This window comes from Micromonospora sp. HM134, from assembly GCF_007833915.1.
Classification (GTDB): Bacteria; Actinomycetota; Actinomycetes; order Mycobacteriales; family Micromonosporaceae; genus Micromonospora; species Micromonospora wenchangensis.
On sequence record NZ_CP041061.1, the window covers coordinates 1,896,373 to 1,912,013 of the forward strand.

Genomic DNA, 15,641 nt, shown 5'->3' on the forward strand with positions numbered 1-15,641 from the left:
CCGTCAGCCCCGCCGCTCGCCGTGCTCGACGCAGACCGCCGACCAGCCGACCGGCAGCACCTGCACCTTCATCCGCCGTCGGCAGTGCCCGCAGTAGCGGGGCGGCTCCAGCACCCGGGCCGCCGCGCACCCCGGGTGCGGGCCCGCCGTGGCGTCCGCGCCGCAGCGGTCGCACCAGGTCGCGGCCGACGTCAGCACGGCGGACCGTGCCGTACGGCCGTCGGCGGTCGGGTCACCCGCGTCGGTCATCATCACCTCACAGGGTGGCGGAGAGCGCCTTGACCGGCATCTTCAGCTCGTCGAGCAGCTTCAGGTCGTCGGTCGCCGGCCGACCCAGCGTGGTCAGGTAGTTGCCGACGATCACCGCATTGATCCCGCCGAGCAGGCCGTCGCGGGTACCCAGGTCACCGAGGGTGATCTCCCGGCCGCCCGCGTAGCGCAGGATGGTGCGCGGCATGGCCAGCCGGAACGCGGCGATGGCCCGCAGCGCGTCCTTACCCTCCACCACCGGCCGGTCGCCCAGCGGCGTGCCCGGACGCGGGTTGAGGAAGTTCAGCGGCACCTCGTGCGGGTCCAGCTCGGCGAGCTGCGCGGCGAACTCGGCGCGCTGCTCGACGGTCTCGCCGAGGCCGAGGATGCCACCGCAGCAGACCTCCATGCCCGATTCGCGGACCATCCGCAGGGTCTCCCAGCGTTCCTCCCAGGAGTGCGTGGTGACCACGTTCGGGAAGTACGAGCGGCAGGTCTCCAGGTTGTGGTTGTAGCGGTGCACGCCCATCTCGACCAGGTCGTCGACCTGCTCCTGGGTGAGCATGCCCAGCGACGCGGCGACCTGGATGTCGACCTCCGCGCGGATCGCGGCGACCCCCTCGCGCATCTGCTTCATCAGCCGGTCGTCGGGGCCGCGCACGGCGGCCACGATGCAGAACTCGCTCGCCCCGGTCGCCGCCGTCTGCTTCGCCGCCTCGACCAGTGACGGGATGTCCAGCCACACCGACCGGACCGGCGAGGTGAACAGGCCCGACTGCGAACAGAAGTGGCAGTCCTCCGGGCAGCCGCCGGTCTTCAGCGAGACGATCCCCTCGACCTCGACCTCCGGACCGCACCAGCGCATCCGCACCTCGTGGGCGAGCTGGAGGGCGGCGGTGAGGTGCTCGTCGGGCAGGGTCAGCACCGCGAGGACACCGGCCTGGTCGAGGCCGACGCCGTCGCCCAGCACCTGGGTCCGGGCCTGGTCGAGGATCTCTGGCATGGCTCGTACCCTACAAGGCCGGTGCGGGCCGGGAAACGCCCGAGCCGACGGCCCCGGGCCACCCCGGCGGCCCCGCGCGGGGCGGTGCGGCGGGCCCGCCGCCACGCCGGTGCCGGCCCGGCGGATGGTAATTTCGCCCGGCGGCGGCAACGCCGTCATCCACCGGCACGGGCCGGTCGTCGGGGCCCGGGGACCGTGCGGTCGGGGTGGCAGGTCGGCAGGGTGGCAGGTCGGACGGCGGACGGAGGCGGTGACCGGTGGCGGACTGGCTGGCGGCCCTGGACCGTCGCGCCGCGCTGCGGGCGAAGGCGGGACTCACCCGTACCCTGCGCCCCCGCGCCGCCGGTGACCCGGACGTCGACCTGGCCGGCAACGACTACCTGGGTCTGGCCACCCATCCCGAGGTCGTGGCCGCCGCCGGCCGGGCCCTGTCCGGGTACGGGCTGGGCGCCACCGGTTCCCGGCTGGTCCGGGGCTCCACCGACGTCCACCACGCGCTGGAGGACGACCTGGCCGACTGGCTCGGCGTCGACCGGGCGCTCGTCTTCTCCTCCGGCTACCTGGCCAACCTGGCAGCCGTCCGGGGCCTGGTCTCACCGCGTACCCTGCTCGTCTCCGACGCCCACAACCACGCCTCGCTGATCGACGGCTGCCGGATCTCCGGCGCGGAGACGGTGGTCACCGCGCACGCCGACGTCGACGCGGTGGCCGCCGCGCTCGCCGCCGCGCCGGGCCGCCCGGCGGTGGTGGTCACCGAGTCGGTGTTCTCCGTCGACGGCGACCTCGCCCCGCTGGCCGCGCTGCACGCGGTGGCCCGGCGGCACGGCGCGTTGCTGCTGGTCGACGACGCGCACGCGCTCGGCGTCACCGGCCCGGCCGGTGCCGGCGCGGTGGCCGCCGCCGGGCTCGCCGGCGCGCCGGACGTGGTGGTCACCGCGACCCTGTCCAAGGCGCTCGGCGGTGCCGGCGGGGTGGTCGCCGGGCCGGCCGAGTTCGTCCGGCACCTGGTGGAGACCGGGCGGACCTTCATCTTCGACACCGCGCCGCCACCGGCCGTCGCCGCCGGGGTGCGCGCCGCCGTGGCGCTCGCCCGCGCCGCCGACGACCTGCGCGCCGAGCTGGCCGACCGGGCCGGCTACGCGGTACGCCGCCTCGGCACGGCCGGGCTGCCGGTGTCCGTCCCCGACGCCGCCGTGGTGTCGGTGACCGCGCCCGGCCCGGAGGCCGCCACTGCCTGGGCGGCCGACTGCCGGGCCCGGGGCGTCGCGGTCGGGTGCTTCCGCCCACCGTCCACCCCGGACCACCGCTCCCGCCTGCGGCTGACCCTCTCGACCGGGGTCACCCGGGCGGACTTCGAACACGCCCTGGAGACCATCGTGGAGTGCGCCCCGCCGCCCCCAGCCGGGGTGGCACCGTGAGCGCGAGGAGTGAGCCGGTGTTGCGAGCCCCGCAGTCGCGAGCCGAGGTAGTGCCGTGAGCGGGTGGAAGGGTGCGGTGCTGGTCACCGGGACCGACACCGAGGTCGGCAAGACGGTGGTGACGGCGGCGATCACCGCCGCCGCGCAGGCCGCCGGCCTGCGGGTCGCGGTGGTCAAGCCGGGCCAGACGGGTACGGCCACCGGCGAGCCCGGCGACGTGGACTCGGTGACCCGGCTGGCCGCCCCGCTGACCGGTCGTACCCTGTCCAGCTACCCCGACCCGCTCGCCCCGCTGGCTGCGGCCCGGGTAGCCGAGCTGGAGCCGTTGGAGCTGTACACGGCCGTCGACGCGATCCGCGCGGAGGTCGACAAGCACGACCTGGTGCTCGTCGAGGGGGCCGGTGGGCTGCTGGTGCCGATGGGGCTGCGTCCGTCGGGTGAGGCGTGGACCGTCGCCGACCTGGCGGTGTCGCTGGGCGCCCCAGCGGTGGTGGTGGCCCGGGCCGGGTTGGGCACCCTCAACCACACCGCGCTGACCCTGGAGGCGTTGGAGCGCCGGGCCGTGCCCGCCGGGGTGGTGATCGGCGCGTGGCCGGCGGAGCCGCAGCTGGTGCACTGGGCGAACCTGACGGAGCTGGTGCCGAACCTGCTCGGCGCGTTGCCGGCCGGGGCCGGGGCGATGGACCCGGGGGTGTTCCGCCGGTCCGCCCCGGGCTGGCTCACCCCCGACCTGTACGGGGTGCTCGACGACTGGCGGACCTGGGCCGAGGACGCCGGCTGACCGGTCCGCCGCCGGTGCCCTCACTCGGTGGCGGGGACCGGCCGGGGTCGGTCGTCCTGCGCCGGTCGTGGGGCGATGACCTGCACGCCGATGTCGGCGTGGCGGTTCTGTGCCTCGATCCAGGTGTCCAGGGCGGTGCGGCAGGCGTGGTCGACGTGCCGCAGGCCGCCGAGGTCCAGCCGTACCCGCCGGTCGTCGGGCAGCCCGTCGAGGGTGGTGAGGATGGTGGGCAGCCGGAGGAACGTGGCGTTGCCGGTGATCGCCACGTGCACCGGGTCGACGTCGTCGTGCACGGTGACCCGGACGTGGGACGTCTCCCAGGCGGTCTTGACCACGGCCAGCCCGAGGCCGACGAGCACGCCGGTGAACAGGTCGGTGCCGAGGATCGCGACGGCGGTCACCACCAGCACCACCGCCTCGCCCCGGTGTTCCCGCCACAACTCGGGCAGGGCCTGCCACGGCAGCAGCTTGCACCCGGCGTGCACCAGCACGGCGGCCAGCGCGGGCATCGGGATCAACCCGACCAGCCCGGGTACGGCGGCGACGAAGAGCAGCAGCCACACGCCGTGCAGCACCCGGGACGCCTTCGTCCGCGCGCCGGCCCGTACGTTGGCGGAGCTGCGCACGATGACGGCGGTCATCGGCAGCGCGCCGAGCAACCCGCAGACCGTGTTGCCGGTGCCCTGGGCGACGAGTTCCCGGTCGAAGTCGGTCCGGGGCCCCTGGTGCATCCGGTCGACGGCCGCCGCGCTGAACAGGCTCTCCGCCGAGGCGACCAGGGCGAACGTGACGATGGTGGCGAGCATCCCCGGGTCGGTGAGGGCCGTCCAGTGCCCGAGCGACGGGGTGAGCGCGGCGAGCATCCCCTCCACCGTGATCGTGTCGACGGGCAGCCGCAGGGCGGCGCTCACCGCCGCTGCGGCGACCACGGCGACCAGCGCGCCGGGGACCAGGCCCGGCCGGCCGGGGAGTCGGTCCCAGAGCAGCATGACCACGAGCGTGGCCGTGCCGACGGCGAGCGACACCTGCGCCGTGCCGGAGCCGGTCAGCTCGCCGGCCAGGGCGGGTAGTCCGGTGAAGCCGGCGAGCCCGGTCGGTGGCGTGTCCGCCCCGGCCAGCACGTGGAGCTGCCCGGCGACCAGCAGCAGGCCGATCCCGGTGAGCATGCCGTGCACCACGGCCACCGAGATGGCCCGGAACCACCGGCCGAGCCGCAGCAGCCCCAGCCCGATCTGGAGCAGGCCGGCGACCAGCACGATGGTGCCGAGGCCGGCCAGCCCGTACCGTTCCACGGCCTCGGCGACGAGCACGGTCAGCCCGGCGGCCGGCCCGCTCACCTGGAGGCTGCTGCCCGGCATCACCCCCACCACCAGCCCACCGACCACGCCGGTGACCAGCCCGAGTTCGACGGGCACCCCGGAGGCGACCGCGATCCCGACGCACAGCGGCAACGCGACCAGGAACACCACCAGCGACGCCGGCACGTCACGCCGCCACACCCCCCACCTCACCGTCTCCCACCCCCCAACGCCACCCCACCCGCCCGCGTCACCCCGTCCCCGCCTGACGGCACCCCACCCGCCCCGGTGATCAAGAGGTTTACGTCAACGTTGATCTCTGAGCTGACCCGAACCTCTTGATCAACTCGAAAGGGCGGGGGGACCGGGGGAGGAGGGGAGGGGGAGGGGGTGGGGTGCATGTGGACCTCCCGGGTTGGTGTGGCGCGGGGCGTCACGTGGGGTTCAACCCTTGCCGGGGAGTGGGGGTTACGCCTGTTTCCGCAGGTGAGCGGCGTTCGGGCGGGGCTACGGGATGGGGTTGCGGCGGACCACGAAGGCGTCGGGCATCCGGAAGGTGAGGTTGTCCGGGCACCACGGTGGACGTACCACCGTCACCGCGTCCAGCAGCGGTGCCGCCTCGGCGACCACCACCGCCGCCTCCAGCCGGGCCAGCTGCGCGCCGACGCACCGGTGCGCCCCCGCCCCGAAGGCCAGGTGCCGGCGCGACCCGCGCTGCCCCGGGCGGAACCCGGCCGGGTCGGCCACCACCTCCGGGTCGCAGCCGGCCCGAGCCAGCCACAGCAGCACCGAACTGCCCGCCGGCACCGGCGTACCGGCCAGGTGGGTGTCGGTCGCGGCCACCCGCCGCCAGGTGACGATCGGCGGGTCCCGGCGCAGGCCCTCCTCGACCACGTCGGCGACGGCGACGGTGCCCGCCCGTAACCCGGCGCGCACCCCCGGTTCGCCGGTGAGCCGGTGCAGCAGCAGGGTCAGGAACTGGCTGGTGGTCTCCTGGCCGGCGACCAGCAGGAAGAACAGCGCCCCCACCACCACGTCCGGGGGGTGCCCGGCGGCGCGCAGCCGACCGGCCAGGCCGCCGCCGGTGCCGGCGAACTCCCGCAGTACGGCGTGGAACCGGCCCACCTCGACGGCGAGGCGCTGCTGCCGGTCGGCGTCCAGCGGGGCCCAGAACAGTTCCAGCGCCGCCCGCGCGAAGTCCTTCACCGCGCCCACCGGGGCGTCCGGCAGCTCGACCAGCCGGGCCAGCGCCAGCAGCGGCAGGTCGGCGGCGAGCCGGGCGTGCAGGTCGACCGGCCGACCGGCGGCCAGCTCGGCGGCGATGGCGGCCACCCGGGCCCGGACCAGGGCGGTCAGCCACGGTCGCTGGGCGGCCACCCGGTCGGGGTGCAGCGCCTCGGCGACGATCGCCCGGATCGCCGGGTGGCTGGGGCCGGCGTTGTTCGCCAGCGTCGGCGGCAGCCGGAACCGGTGCGCGGTGAGCACCCGCAGCGCGGCCACCGGGATCGGCGTCACCGCGTCCAGGGCGTTGTCGGGTCGCCAGGTCACCGGGTCGGCGAGCACCTGCCGGACCAGCGCGTGCCGGGTCACCACCAGGTGGACGCCGCCGACCCGGTCGACGACCGTGGCCACGTCCGGCCAGGGCTCGTCGACGGACGCCTCCCACCCCCGGAACAGCACCCGGTCACGCTAGCGGGCGGCCCCCGGCGGGGCGGGGTCCAGTTCCCACACCGTGGTGTGCTTCACCCGGACGCTCTCCAACGCCTCCGGCACCGGCACGTCGTAGCCGGCCAGCTCGCGGAACCGTTCCCGGGGCAGGAACGCCCGGCCGGGGTCGCCGACCAGCACCCGGGCGCCGGAGCGGGCGGCCCGCAGCAGGAAGCGCAGCACCCGGCGGGCCATCGCCTCGCTGTAGAAGACGTCCCCGGCGAGCAGCACCTCGGCGTCCCCGGCGTCGCCGTCGAGCACGTCGGCCAGTTCGGCGTCGACACGTACCCCGTTGGCGTGGGCGTTGAGGGCGACGGCGGCGACGGCCCGCTCGTCGATCTCCACCGCCCGTACGGCCGCCGCGCCGGCCCGTGCGGCGGCGATGGCGACCAGGCCGGAACCCGAGGCGAGGTCGAGCACCCGGCGACCGGCGACGGTCTCCGGATGGTCGGTGACGTACCGGGCCAGTCCCTGCCCACCGGCCCAGGCGAAGGCCCAGAACGGTGGCGGCTGGGAGCTGCGGAACTCGCCCTCGGTCAGCTCCCACAGGCCGATCGGCTCGTCGGCCTGGTGCAACCGCACCTCGGGTACGAAGGCGACCGGGGCGAGCCGGGCGTGCAGCCGGACGAAGGCCGCGGAGAGTTCGGACACCCGCCCAGGATGTCAGCCGCCCGACGGCCGGCGTGGTCGCCCCTCGCCCGCCCGCGGAAAGCGGGCTGGCCCACACCGTCGCCCGGCGTGTCGGCGGTGACGGGTGACCGGTTCACCACTGTCGGTGTTAACCCGCACCGTACTTGCCGATCGGCGCGAACACGCCCGTCTACCGGCTTCCCCATCGTGCTCATAGCGTGGCGAGTGGACAAGACCGACGGGAGGAGCGAGGCGGTGGTGATGGTGTGGCGGAACGCGCTACGGGTCGGGGCGGTGCTGACCTGCCTGTCGGGGACAGCGCTCGTCGGGCCGACACCGGCGTCGGCGGCGGACCGCTTCGCCACCGAGCTGAGCGGCCTGCCGGCCCAGTTCACCGCCGGGGACCAGGTGCGTACGGTCTCGGCGGTGGTGTCCAACAGGGGCGACGGCGGCTGTGTGAAGGTCCGCTGGTCGATGGTGCTCTCGGTGCAGGGGCTGCGACTGGACCAGGTCAAGATGGACCGGGTCGAGGAGACCGGCTCGTTCCCGCTGGACATCCGGGCCCAGGGGGACGTGGCCCGGCTGACCGACCGGCAGCTCGACCCGGGCACCCTGTGCCCGGACCGCACGGTCACCGCCACCTACCGGGTGGCCTTCGCCGAGGACGTCACCCGGGGCCGGATCACCATGGCCGCCGAGGCGTACGACCCGAACCTGCGGCTGCTCGCCCGGCGTACCGCCACCCGGCAGGTCGTCGGCACGGCCCCACCGCCCACCACGGCGGCACCCGAGCCGACCACCGCGTCGCCGGAGCCGACCCAGGAGGTGCTGGAGCCGACCGAGGAGGAGACCGAACCGACCGAGGAGGCGCTGGCCGAGGTGCCGCCACCGGCTGCGGCGAACCGTTCGGCCAACCAGAGCGGGGGTTTCGGGGTGGTGCAGGCGGCGTTCCTGCTCGGCGGCCTGCTGCTCTTCCTCGGTGTCGGCCTGCTGATGCGGCTGCGGCAGCTCACCCGGACGGCGTCCGACGGCGGGGAGGCCGAGAGCGTCCCGGTGCGTCGGCCCGTCCGCTGGACCACCGTCCGACGGTGATCGGGGGCCGCCGGGGCCGGGTGGCGCCACCACCCGGCCCCGGCGGGTTTCACTTCGCGAACACCTGGAACTCGGCGATCCGCACCTGGTCGCGCGCCGGGCTGGCGGTCGCGCAGTCGGTCCGGGTCGCCGGGTCGTCGTCCTGCTCACCGGCGTACGCGGGGCCGCCGGTGCACTGACTGGCCAGCACCTCCAGCCGGACGTGGGTGGCGACGGTGGCCGGCACCCGGAACGAGCGGGCGATCAGGTCCCGGCTGTAGGCCCGGTACTTCCCGCCGGGGAACGCGTCGTCGGCGCTGGTGTAGACCCGGGTCCAGCGGGCCGGGTCGGCGCAGTCGGTGGTGGTCGCGTCGCAGGTCGACACCGCGAACGACCGCAGCGCGCTCAGCGCGTTCTGCGCGCCGGGGTCGGCGTCGCCGGTGATCGCCGGGCGGAGCATCGCGCTGACGGTGACCCGCTGCACCGGCTGCGGGGTGCCGCCGGGCAGCGTCACGGTGACCTGCCTACCGGCCACCCCGGTCAGCGACGCCCAGTTGGTGGCCTCGGTGTCGTCGCCGATCCGGTCCAGGTTCACCCCGTCCCCGGTGATCGTCGCCCCCGACGCGGTGGACGCCAGGTTCCGGTTCAGCCGCAGGTCGACGTACCCCTGCTGGCCGGCCTTGGCGACCACCTCCAGGCGCTGGTGGCCGAAGCCGGGGGCGACCGCCAGCACCTGGTACGTCCCGGCGACGGCCTCGAAGGTGGCCGGCAGCGGGGTGGCCGGGTCGGTGTCGGCGACCGGGGTGGCCCGCGCCTCGTAGTCGCCGACGTAGAGCCGGATCGGCGCGTCGGTGCTGTCGCCCCGGGGGCGCAGGGTCAGCGTGGCGTTGCCGCCGGCCGGGCTGGCGAAGCTCGGCGTCGGGTCGGTGTCGGCGGCGCCGACGGTGGCGGCGTCCCGGCCCATCCCGGAGCGGGCGAACTCGGCCCAGATCAGTTCCTGGTTGGCCCCGCCGAAGCGCAGCCGGTCGGCGGTGAGCAGGTTGTCCCGCATGTCGAGCATGCTGACCTGGCTGGCCGCCTGGAGCAGGAACGAGTCGAAGACCAGCTGCACCCAGCGCCGGTTGCCGGGGCAGTTCTCGGCGGCCACCCGGCCCTGGGCGCAGTCGAGCTGCCGCTGCGGGGTGCCCAGGCCGTACTTCTTGACCAGGGCGGCGCGGATGCGGAAGTTGGTCGCGCCCCAGATCTCCCCGTCGGCGTGCACCGCCGGACCGGCGGTGTTGTAGCCGACGTCGGAGTAGTTGAGCGGGCTGCGGCTCAGGTCGTAGTTGCGGATGCCGCTGACCAGGTTGCCGGTGACGTAGCCGCCGGTGACGAAGGGCGTCTCACCGGGGGCGCGCAGGCCGTGCTCGTAGAGGTACTCGGCGGCGAGCAGGTCGCTCCACGACTCGCCCATCGCCCCGCCCTGGTGGCCGCTGATCCCGCTGTCCGGGCCGGCGATCATCCGGTTGGTGATGGCGTGGGTGTACTCGTGGCCGATCACCGTCATGTCGTAGTCGCCGTCGACGCACGGCGGGTACGGCCCGCCGGCCTGCGGCTGCCACAGGTACATGTTGGTGCTCGGCGGCAGCCCGTCGCGCGGGGTGGACTGGTTGGCGTTGTTCCGGTTGCCGCTCAGCGCGCCCTGCTGGGCCCGGCCCTGCTCGGCGTCGCCGCCCAGCCCTGCGCCGCTGACGTTGACCGCCTGGAGGTTCCAGGTGGCCTCGGTGAAGCCCAGGTGCCAGGCCCAGTCGTGCATCCGGTTGTGCATGGCGAACAGGTTGGCGGTGGCGGCGTCGGCGTCGTTGCGTTGGGCGGAGGTGAACGCCGCCGGGTTGCAGCGGGCCTGGTGCCACTGGTCGGTGAACGGGTATTCGTAGCGGCGGTCCGGGCGGTCGGGGGCGTTGACCATGGGGCTGCCGGCGCCCCAGGAGACCACCGTGTTGGCCGAGTTGCCCCGGGTGGTGCCGGTGGGCGTGCCGGTGGTCAGGTCGACGTCCCAGGGCTGCCCGCTCGCCGGGTCGCGGAAGGCGGCGGCGCAGTCGGGTGCGGGGGTGCCGCACCAGCGGACCCGGGGGTCCTGCCCGGGGGCGGGGTCCTGCGGCGGGGTGGCCGGGTAGACCGCCCAGCTCGGGTTGTCGGAGTCGAAGTCGACGAGGTCCTCGCGGACCAGCACCTTCCCGGTGATCCCGTCGACGTAGGTGGTGAAGGCGGCCGGGTGGTCGCTGTCCTTTCCGATCAGGGTCACCTCGTAGGCGGCCCGGTTGCCGTCGACCGGGGTGGGCACGGCGACCGGACGTACCCGGTGGCTGGCCACCGCGCCGGTGTCCAGGCCGGCGTCGGCGAGCGCGTCGGCGTACGCCTGCGCTTCGGTGCGGGTGGCCGGGGCGGGGGCGGAGGCGTCCCGGGTCAGCGAGGAGCTGACCGAGAGCACGGTGCCGTCGGCGACCGCGACGGTGACCAGCCCGTCGTGGCCGGCGGGCAGGTCGCCGAAGCGCTGCCGCAGGGTGACCACCGCGCCGTCGCCGATCGGCCGGACCAGGAGCCGGTCCAGCGCGGCGACCGCGTCGGCGTCGAGCCCGAACAGGTCCCGCTGCTGGGTGAGGTAGCGCCGGGCGGCGGCCTCCGGGTCGGCGGGCAGGCCGGTGGCGAGCCGGGCCGGGCCGAGGGCGTGCGGGGTGCCGAGCCGGTTCCAGCGCACCGGGGCGCCGGTGGACCGGGCCAGGCTGCGCTGGCGGGCGTCGGGTGCGGCCGTACCGGTGCGGTTGTCGACGTCGGCGGCCTGGTGGCGGTCGTCGGCGAACGAGCCGGAGCGGCCCGGGGCCGGGGCCGCGGTGTCGCCCGGCGCGGCCGTGGCGGTGCCCCCGCCGGGCAGCAGGGCGGCGACCACGGCGGCGGTCGCCAGTACGGGAACGAGCCGGCGTCGGTGCAGGCTCGTTCGGGGTGTCCACTCCGGTCTGGCCACGGAACCTCCTTGTGGGAGCGGGACCGGCGGGACGCCGACCCGGCGCAGGCGGGGTAACGCATGCGCATACGTGGATACCAGGCGGACCGGACGGGGGCAATGGCGCGTGGTGCGCGGATCAGACGAGCTGGGCGGGGTCGAGCCCCAGTTCCCGGGCTGTGACCAGCCGGATCCACTCGCCGAACTGCCGGCGGGAGATCACCCGCTCGTGCACGGCGAGCTGGACGGCGAGCCCGTCCATCACCGCGTTGATCCGCCAGGCGGCGCCGGCCGGGTCGGCGCAGTCGAAGGTCCCGTCGGCCACCCCGGCCGAGATCACCGTCGCCAGGTCCTCCCGCCAGCGCAGGTCCAGCCGTCGGCAGACCTTCTCCAGTTCCGGGGTACGCAACGACTCCGCCCAGCCGTCGATCCACATCGCCCAGGGCCGGCCGGTGGGGGTGTAGAGGCGCAGGATGCGCCGGAGCTTGGTCAGTGGCGGGGTGGCGGAGCGCAGCACCGCGTCCAGCCGGGACAGTTCCTGCTCGACGGCGTACGCGAACGCCTGGGCGAGCAGCCGCTCCTTGGTGGCGAAGTGGTAGAAGACCAGCGCCTGGCTGACTCCGGCGGCGGCGGCCACGTCGGCGGTGCGGGTGTTGGCGAGTCCACGCTCGACGATCACGTCACAGGCTGTGCGCAGCAGGGAATCCAGGCGGACATCGGCGGCGGCACGTCTCGTCACGCCGCTACGGTAACCTATCGAACCGAGCACAGGGAGTTACCGACCCGCCCGATCCGGCTGCCGGCAGTCGGAAGCCGGACAGCGCCCTTCCGGCGAGTCGGCTACCTTTCCGACCTGTTCACTAGGGGTGTGGGCAACGCGCCCCACCTCCGGCGACCAACTCTCCTAGGAAGCTCTGGGGGCGGTGGCGCCGGTCACCGCCCCGGCGACCGGACGCGCCGTCGACGGCCCCGATTTGGCATCGGTGAGACCGCTCGGCTAGAGTTTCCATCCGTCACCGGGTGTCGTCCCGGAGGCAAGCGGACGTAGCGCAGCTGGTAGCGCATCACCTTGCCAAGGTGAGGGTCGCGGGTTCGAATCCCGTCGTCCGCTCGGAGATGCCGCCACGCATGACGGGGGCAACCTCGGTGGGGTGGCCGAGAGGCGAGGCAACGGCCTGCAAAGCCGTGTACGCGGGTTCAAATCCCGTCCCCACCTCGGTAACAAGCACGGGCGATTGGCGCAGTGGGAGCGCGCTTCCTTGACACGGAAGAGGTCACTGGTTCAAACCCAGTATCGCCCACACGGTCAGTAGGGCCACCTTCCGACACCGGAAGGTGGCCCTACTGCTGTCCGTGCCAGGGTGTCGACCCCGGCCCACCGCAGACCACGCTTCGGGTCATCGCCGTACGTCGATGTCAAGCTATCCTGGCTCCGATTCTTCCAGCGGAACATCGCGACGCCGGGTGGGTGTGGGGTGGGGGAGACGGGCCGGGAGGCGCTGCTCGCGTTCGTCGACGAGTTGCGCCACCTGCGCCAGCAGGCGGGCGGGCCGTCGTTGAACTCCCTGGTGGCGGTCGCCGCCGCCCGGGGCAGACCGTTGGCCCGCTCCACCCTCAGCGACAAGCTCAACGCCAAGTCGCTGCCGGACTGGGACTTCGTCACCGGCTACCTGGGCGCCTGCGTCGCGTACGCCGAGCAGGTCGGCATCCGGTTGCCCGCCGCGCTGACCGACCAGGCCCGGTGGGAGGCCGCGTACTGGCGGCTGCTGGCCGCGGCGGACGCGGCGCGGGTCGACGACCGGCTCACCGCCGCCGCCCGCGCCGAACGGGGCCGGCAGGCTTCCGCCGGTGCCGCGCCCCCGGCACCGCCCGTGCCCCGCCAGCTACCGGTGGCGGTACGGCACTTCGCCGGCCGGTCCGCCCCGCTCACCGCCCTGGACGCGCTGCTCACCGAGCCGGAAGGCCCGCCGGGCACCGTCCCCGTCTGCACCATCGGCGGTACGGCCGGCGTGGGCAAGACGGCCCTGGCCGTGCACTGGGCGCACCGGGTCGCCGGCCGGTTCCCGGACGGGCAGCTCTACGTCGACCTGCGCGGCTTCGACCCCGAGTCGCCCGCGCTGAGCCCCGCCGAGGCGGTGGCCGGGTTCCTGGAGGCGCTCGCGGTGCCGCCGGAACGCATCCCGGTGGGATTGGCGGCCCAGGCGGCCCTCTACCGCAGCCTGCTCGCCGACCGGCGGGTGCTGGTGCTGCTGGACAACGCCCGCGACGCCGACCAGGTACGTCCGCTGCTGCCCAGCTCGCCGGGATGCCTGGTCGTGGTGACCAGCCGCAACCAGCTACCGGGACTGGTCACCGCCGAGGGGGCCCGCCCGCTGCCGCTGGGTCTGCTCTCCCCGGCGGAGGGGCGTGAGCTGCTGTCCCGCCGGCTGGGCGCGGACCGGGTCGCGGCGGAACCGGAGGCGGTGGACCGGATCGTCGCCGCGGCGGCCGGCTTGCCGCTGGCGTTGGCGATCGTGGCCGCGCGGGCCGCCACCTACCCGGATTTCCGGCTGGCCCGCCTCGCCGCCGAGCTGACCGCCAGCCGGGGCGGCCTCGACGCGTTCAGCGGCGGCGAGGCCGGCGTCGACGTCCGGGCGGTGCTGTCCTGGTCGTACCGGGGTCTCGACCCGGCGGCGGCCGACCTGTTCCGGGCGCTCGGGACGCACCCCGGGCCCGACGTGTCCGTCCCGGCGGCCGCCAGCCTCGCCGCCCTGACCCCGGCCGAGGTGCGCCGGCCGCTGGCGGTGCTGACCCGGGCGAACCTGCTCACCGAGCACGCCCCCGGCCGGTACGCCCTGCACGACCTGCTCCGCGCGTACGCCGTCGAGCTGGCCGTGGCGACCGACTCCGCCGGGCTGCGGCGGGCGGCGCGGTGCCGGCTGCTCGACCACTACCTGCACACCGCGTACGCCGCCGCTCTGCTGCTGCACAAGCACCGCGACGACATCGACCTGCCGGTGGCGCACCCCGGGACCACGGTGTCCACGCCGGCCGACCGGGACGAGGCGTGGGCGTGGCTGGCCGCCGAACACCGGGCGCTGCTCGCCGCGATCGGCCTGGCCGTCGAGCACGGGTTGCCGACCCACGCCTGGCAGTTGGCGTGGAGCGTCAACACCTACCTCGACCGGGTGGGTGCCTGGGCGGACCAGTCCCGCGCCCAGGAGTTGGCGCTGCGGGCCGCCACGGCGGCCGGGGACCGGGACGGGCAGGCCCGCGCCCACCGCAACCGGGCCATCGCCTGCCTGCGCCTCGGCGCGTACGAGGAGGCCCGCGAGCACCTGGAGCGGTCCCGGCAGTTGTACGCCGAACTCGGTGACCGGGTCGGCGGTGGGCGGACCGAACTGAACCTCGGCATCCTCGCGGAGCGGCAGGACGACCACCGGCGGGCGCTCGACCACGCGCAACGGGCGCACCGCCTGTTCGAGGCCGCCGGGCACGCGCAGGGCCAGGCCAACGCGCTCAACAACATCGGCTGGTACCACATCCAGCTCGGCGACTACCCCCGTGCGCTGGACTACTGCGGTCAGGCTCTGGTGCGGCAGCAGCAGACCGGGAACCGCTACTGGGAGGCGCACGCGTGGGACAGCCTCGGCTTCGCCCACCACCACCTCGGCCGGCACCGCGAGGCCCTCGACTGCTACCGGCAGGCGCTCGCGCTGTGGCGGGAGACCGGCGAACGGTACTACGAGTCCGTCACGCTGATGCACCTCGGTGACAGCCACCAGGCCACCGCCGAACCCGACGCGGCCCGTACCGCCTGGGGGCAGGCCCTCGACGTGCTCGACCAGCTCGGCCATCCGGACGCCGCACTGGTGCGCAGCCGGCTCGACGCGCTGCCGGCCGCGCGGTAGTCCCGCCCCCGCGTCGCGGGGTGGCGGGCCGGTCGCGTCACAGCGGCGGGGCGACGTCCCGACGCTCCTCGACCCGCTGGTACGCCACCGGCTCGGCGGTGGTGACCGTACGGCGGCGACCGCGCATCAGCAGAACCATGACGAGGCCGAGAACGCCGGCGGCCATCAGGATCCAGCCGACGACGTCGAGATCGACACCGCCGACGCTCGCGTTCACCGCGAAGGTGAGGATCGCGCCGACGGCGAGCAGGAAGATGCTCGTTCCGATACCCATGACAGCTCCTTGGGGGCAGGGGTTGTGCTGTCGGGATGCAGTACCCCGTCGATGAGCAGGGCAATCGCCGGGCGGGGCGAAGTGGTGGGGTCGGCCGGGCGGGCGATCTTGGAATGGGGTAGAGTTCACCCCGTCGCCGGGGAGACCGGGCGGCACGCGGACGTAGCGCAGCTGGTAGCGCATCACCTTGCCAAGGTGAGGGTCGCGGGTTCGAATCCCGTCGTCCGCTCTCGACCACGGGCGATTGGCGCAGTGGGAGCGCGCTTCCTTGACACGGAAGAGGTCACTGGTTCAAACCCAGTATCGCCCACCAGAGCATCGCGAAGGCCCCGGCTCACCA

At 74.8% G+C, this 15,641-nt stretch carries 12 protein-coding genes and 5 tRNA genes; 9 read left to right on the forward strand and 8 right to left on the reverse strand.

Annotated elements, in window-relative coordinates:
* Nucleotides 1–3: 3 nt before the first annotated feature.
* Together FJK98_RS08740 and bioB are read right to left on the reverse strand one after the other, a co-directional pair.
* Nucleotides 4–249, reverse strand: a complete 246-nt coding sequence (locus tag FJK98_RS08740) for a hypothetical protein (protein ID WP_228544248.1) — start codon at nt 247–249, stop codon at nt 4–6.
* Nucleotides 250–256: 7 nt separating this feature from the next.
* A complete protein-coding gene (gene bioB / locus FJK98_RS08745) occupies nt 257–1,252 on the reverse strand; it encodes a biotin synthase BioB (RefSeq protein ID WP_145918573.1) in 996 nt (331 codons plus the stop codon).
* A 257-nt stretch (nt 1,253–1,509) separates the two neighbouring features.
* Between bioB and FJK98_RS08750 the strand changes: the two genes are divergently transcribed.
* Nucleotides 1,510–2,670 carry an 8-amino-7-oxononanoate synthase gene (locus FJK98_RS08750; protein WP_145918574.1) on the forward strand — a complete coding sequence of 387 codons (1,161 nt, stop codon included), beginning with the start codon at nt 1,510–1,512 and terminating at the stop codon, nt 2,668–2,670.
* Between the two features lie 76 nt (nt 2,671–2,746).
* Complete coding sequence (gene bioD, locus FJK98_RS08755; protein WP_145922645.1) at nt 2,747–3,451, forward strand: dethiobiotin synthase; 705 nt, start codon at nt 2,747–2,749, stop codon at nt 3,449–3,451.
* A 20-nt stretch (nt 3,452–3,471) separates the two neighbouring features.
* Here the strand turns inward: bioD and FJK98_RS08760 are convergent, their stop codons facing one another.
* The 3 genes from FJK98_RS08760 to FJK98_RS08770 form a co-directional block, all read right to left on the reverse strand.
* On the reverse strand, nt 3,472–4,962 hold the full coding sequence (locus tag FJK98_RS08760; protein ID WP_145918575.1) for a SulP family inorganic anion transporter: 1,491 nt from the start codon (nt 4,960–4,962) through the stop codon (nt 3,472–3,474).
* A 294-nt stretch (nt 4,963–5,256) separates the two neighbouring features.
* Complete coding sequence (locus FJK98_RS08765) at nt 5,257–6,429, reverse strand: cytochrome P450 (RefSeq protein WP_145918576.1); 1,173 nt, start codon at nt 6,427–6,429, stop codon at nt 5,257–5,259.
* Between the two features lie 9 nt (nt 6,430–6,438).
* A complete protein-coding gene (locus FJK98_RS08770; RefSeq protein ID WP_088646911.1) occupies nt 6,439–7,107 on the reverse strand; it encodes a methyltransferase in 669 nt (222 codons plus the stop codon).
* Nucleotides 7,108–7,311: 204 nt separating this feature from the next.
* Between FJK98_RS08770 and FJK98_RS08775 the strand changes: the two genes are divergently transcribed.
* Complete coding sequence (locus FJK98_RS08775) at nt 7,312–8,178, forward strand: hypothetical protein (protein ID WP_240762699.1); 867 nt, start codon at nt 7,312–7,314, stop codon at nt 8,176–8,178.
* A 49-nt stretch (nt 8,179–8,227) separates the two neighbouring features.
* Here FJK98_RS08775 and FJK98_RS08780 read toward each other — a convergent pair whose 3' ends face one another.
* Both FJK98_RS08780 and FJK98_RS08785 read right to left on the reverse strand, forming a co-directional pair.
* Nucleotides 8,228–11,158: a M36 family metallopeptidase gene (locus tag FJK98_RS08780; protein ID WP_145918577.1), complete on the reverse strand. Its 2,931-nt coding sequence runs from the start codon at nt 11,156–11,158 to the stop codon at nt 8,228–8,230.
* A 118-nt stretch (nt 11,159–11,276) separates the two neighbouring features.
* Entirely contained in the window at nt 11,277–11,876 is a 600-nt protein-coding gene (locus tag FJK98_RS08785) for a TetR/AcrR family transcriptional regulator (protein ID WP_145918578.1), read from the reverse strand.
* A 299-nt stretch (nt 11,877–12,175) separates the two neighbouring features.
* Between FJK98_RS08785 and FJK98_RS08790 the strand changes: the two genes are divergently transcribed.
* The 4 genes from FJK98_RS08790 (at nt 12,176) to FJK98_RS08805 (ending at nt 15,027) form a co-directional block, all read left to right on the forward strand.
* A tRNA-Gly gene (locus FJK98_RS08790) sits at nt 12,176–12,248 on the forward strand.
* Between the two features lie 34 nt (nt 12,249–12,282).
* Nucleotides 12,283–12,353, forward strand: a tRNA-Cys gene (locus FJK98_RS08795).
* A 13-nt stretch (nt 12,354–12,366) separates the two neighbouring features.
* Nucleotides 12,367–12,438: transfer RNA gene (locus FJK98_RS08800), tRNA-Val, on the forward strand.
* Nucleotides 12,439–12,612: 174 nt separating this feature from the next.
* Nucleotides 12,613–15,027, forward strand: a complete 2,415-nt coding sequence (locus tag FJK98_RS08805; protein ID WP_240762701.1) for a tetratricopeptide repeat protein — start codon at nt 12,613–12,615, stop codon at nt 15,025–15,027.
* Between the two features lie 37 nt (nt 15,028–15,064).
* Here the strand turns inward: FJK98_RS08805 and FJK98_RS08810 are convergent, their stop codons facing one another.
* Entirely contained in the window at nt 15,065–15,301 is a 237-nt protein-coding gene (locus tag FJK98_RS08810; RefSeq protein ID WP_088646915.1) for a DUF6458 family protein, read from the reverse strand.
* A 156-nt stretch (nt 15,302–15,457) separates the two neighbouring features.
* Between FJK98_RS08810 and FJK98_RS08815 the strand changes: the two genes are divergently transcribed.
* Both FJK98_RS08815 and FJK98_RS08820 read left to right on the forward strand, forming a co-directional pair.
* Nucleotides 15,458–15,530 (forward strand) — tRNA-Gly (locus FJK98_RS08815).
* A gap of 9 nt (nt 15,531–15,539) precedes the next feature.
* A tRNA-Val gene (locus tag FJK98_RS08820) sits at nt 15,540–15,614 on the forward strand.
* Nucleotides 15,615–15,641 lie beyond the last annotated feature (27 nt).

What these genes read in the sequence shown, in the direction of transcription:
- FJK98_RS08740 (WP_228544248.1), bottom strand. Translation starts at nt 249, where the DNA reads ATGACCGACGCGGGTGACCCGACCGCCGACGGCCGTACGGCACGGTCC.
- bioB (WP_145918573.1), bottom strand. Translation starts at nt 1,252, where the DNA reads ATGCCAGAGATCCTCGACCAGGCCCGGACCCAGGTGCTGGGCGACGGC.
- FJK98_RS08810 (WP_088646915.1), bottom strand. Translation starts at nt 15,301, where the DNA reads ATGGGTATCGGAACGAGCATCTTCCTGCTCGCCGTCGGCGCGATCCTC.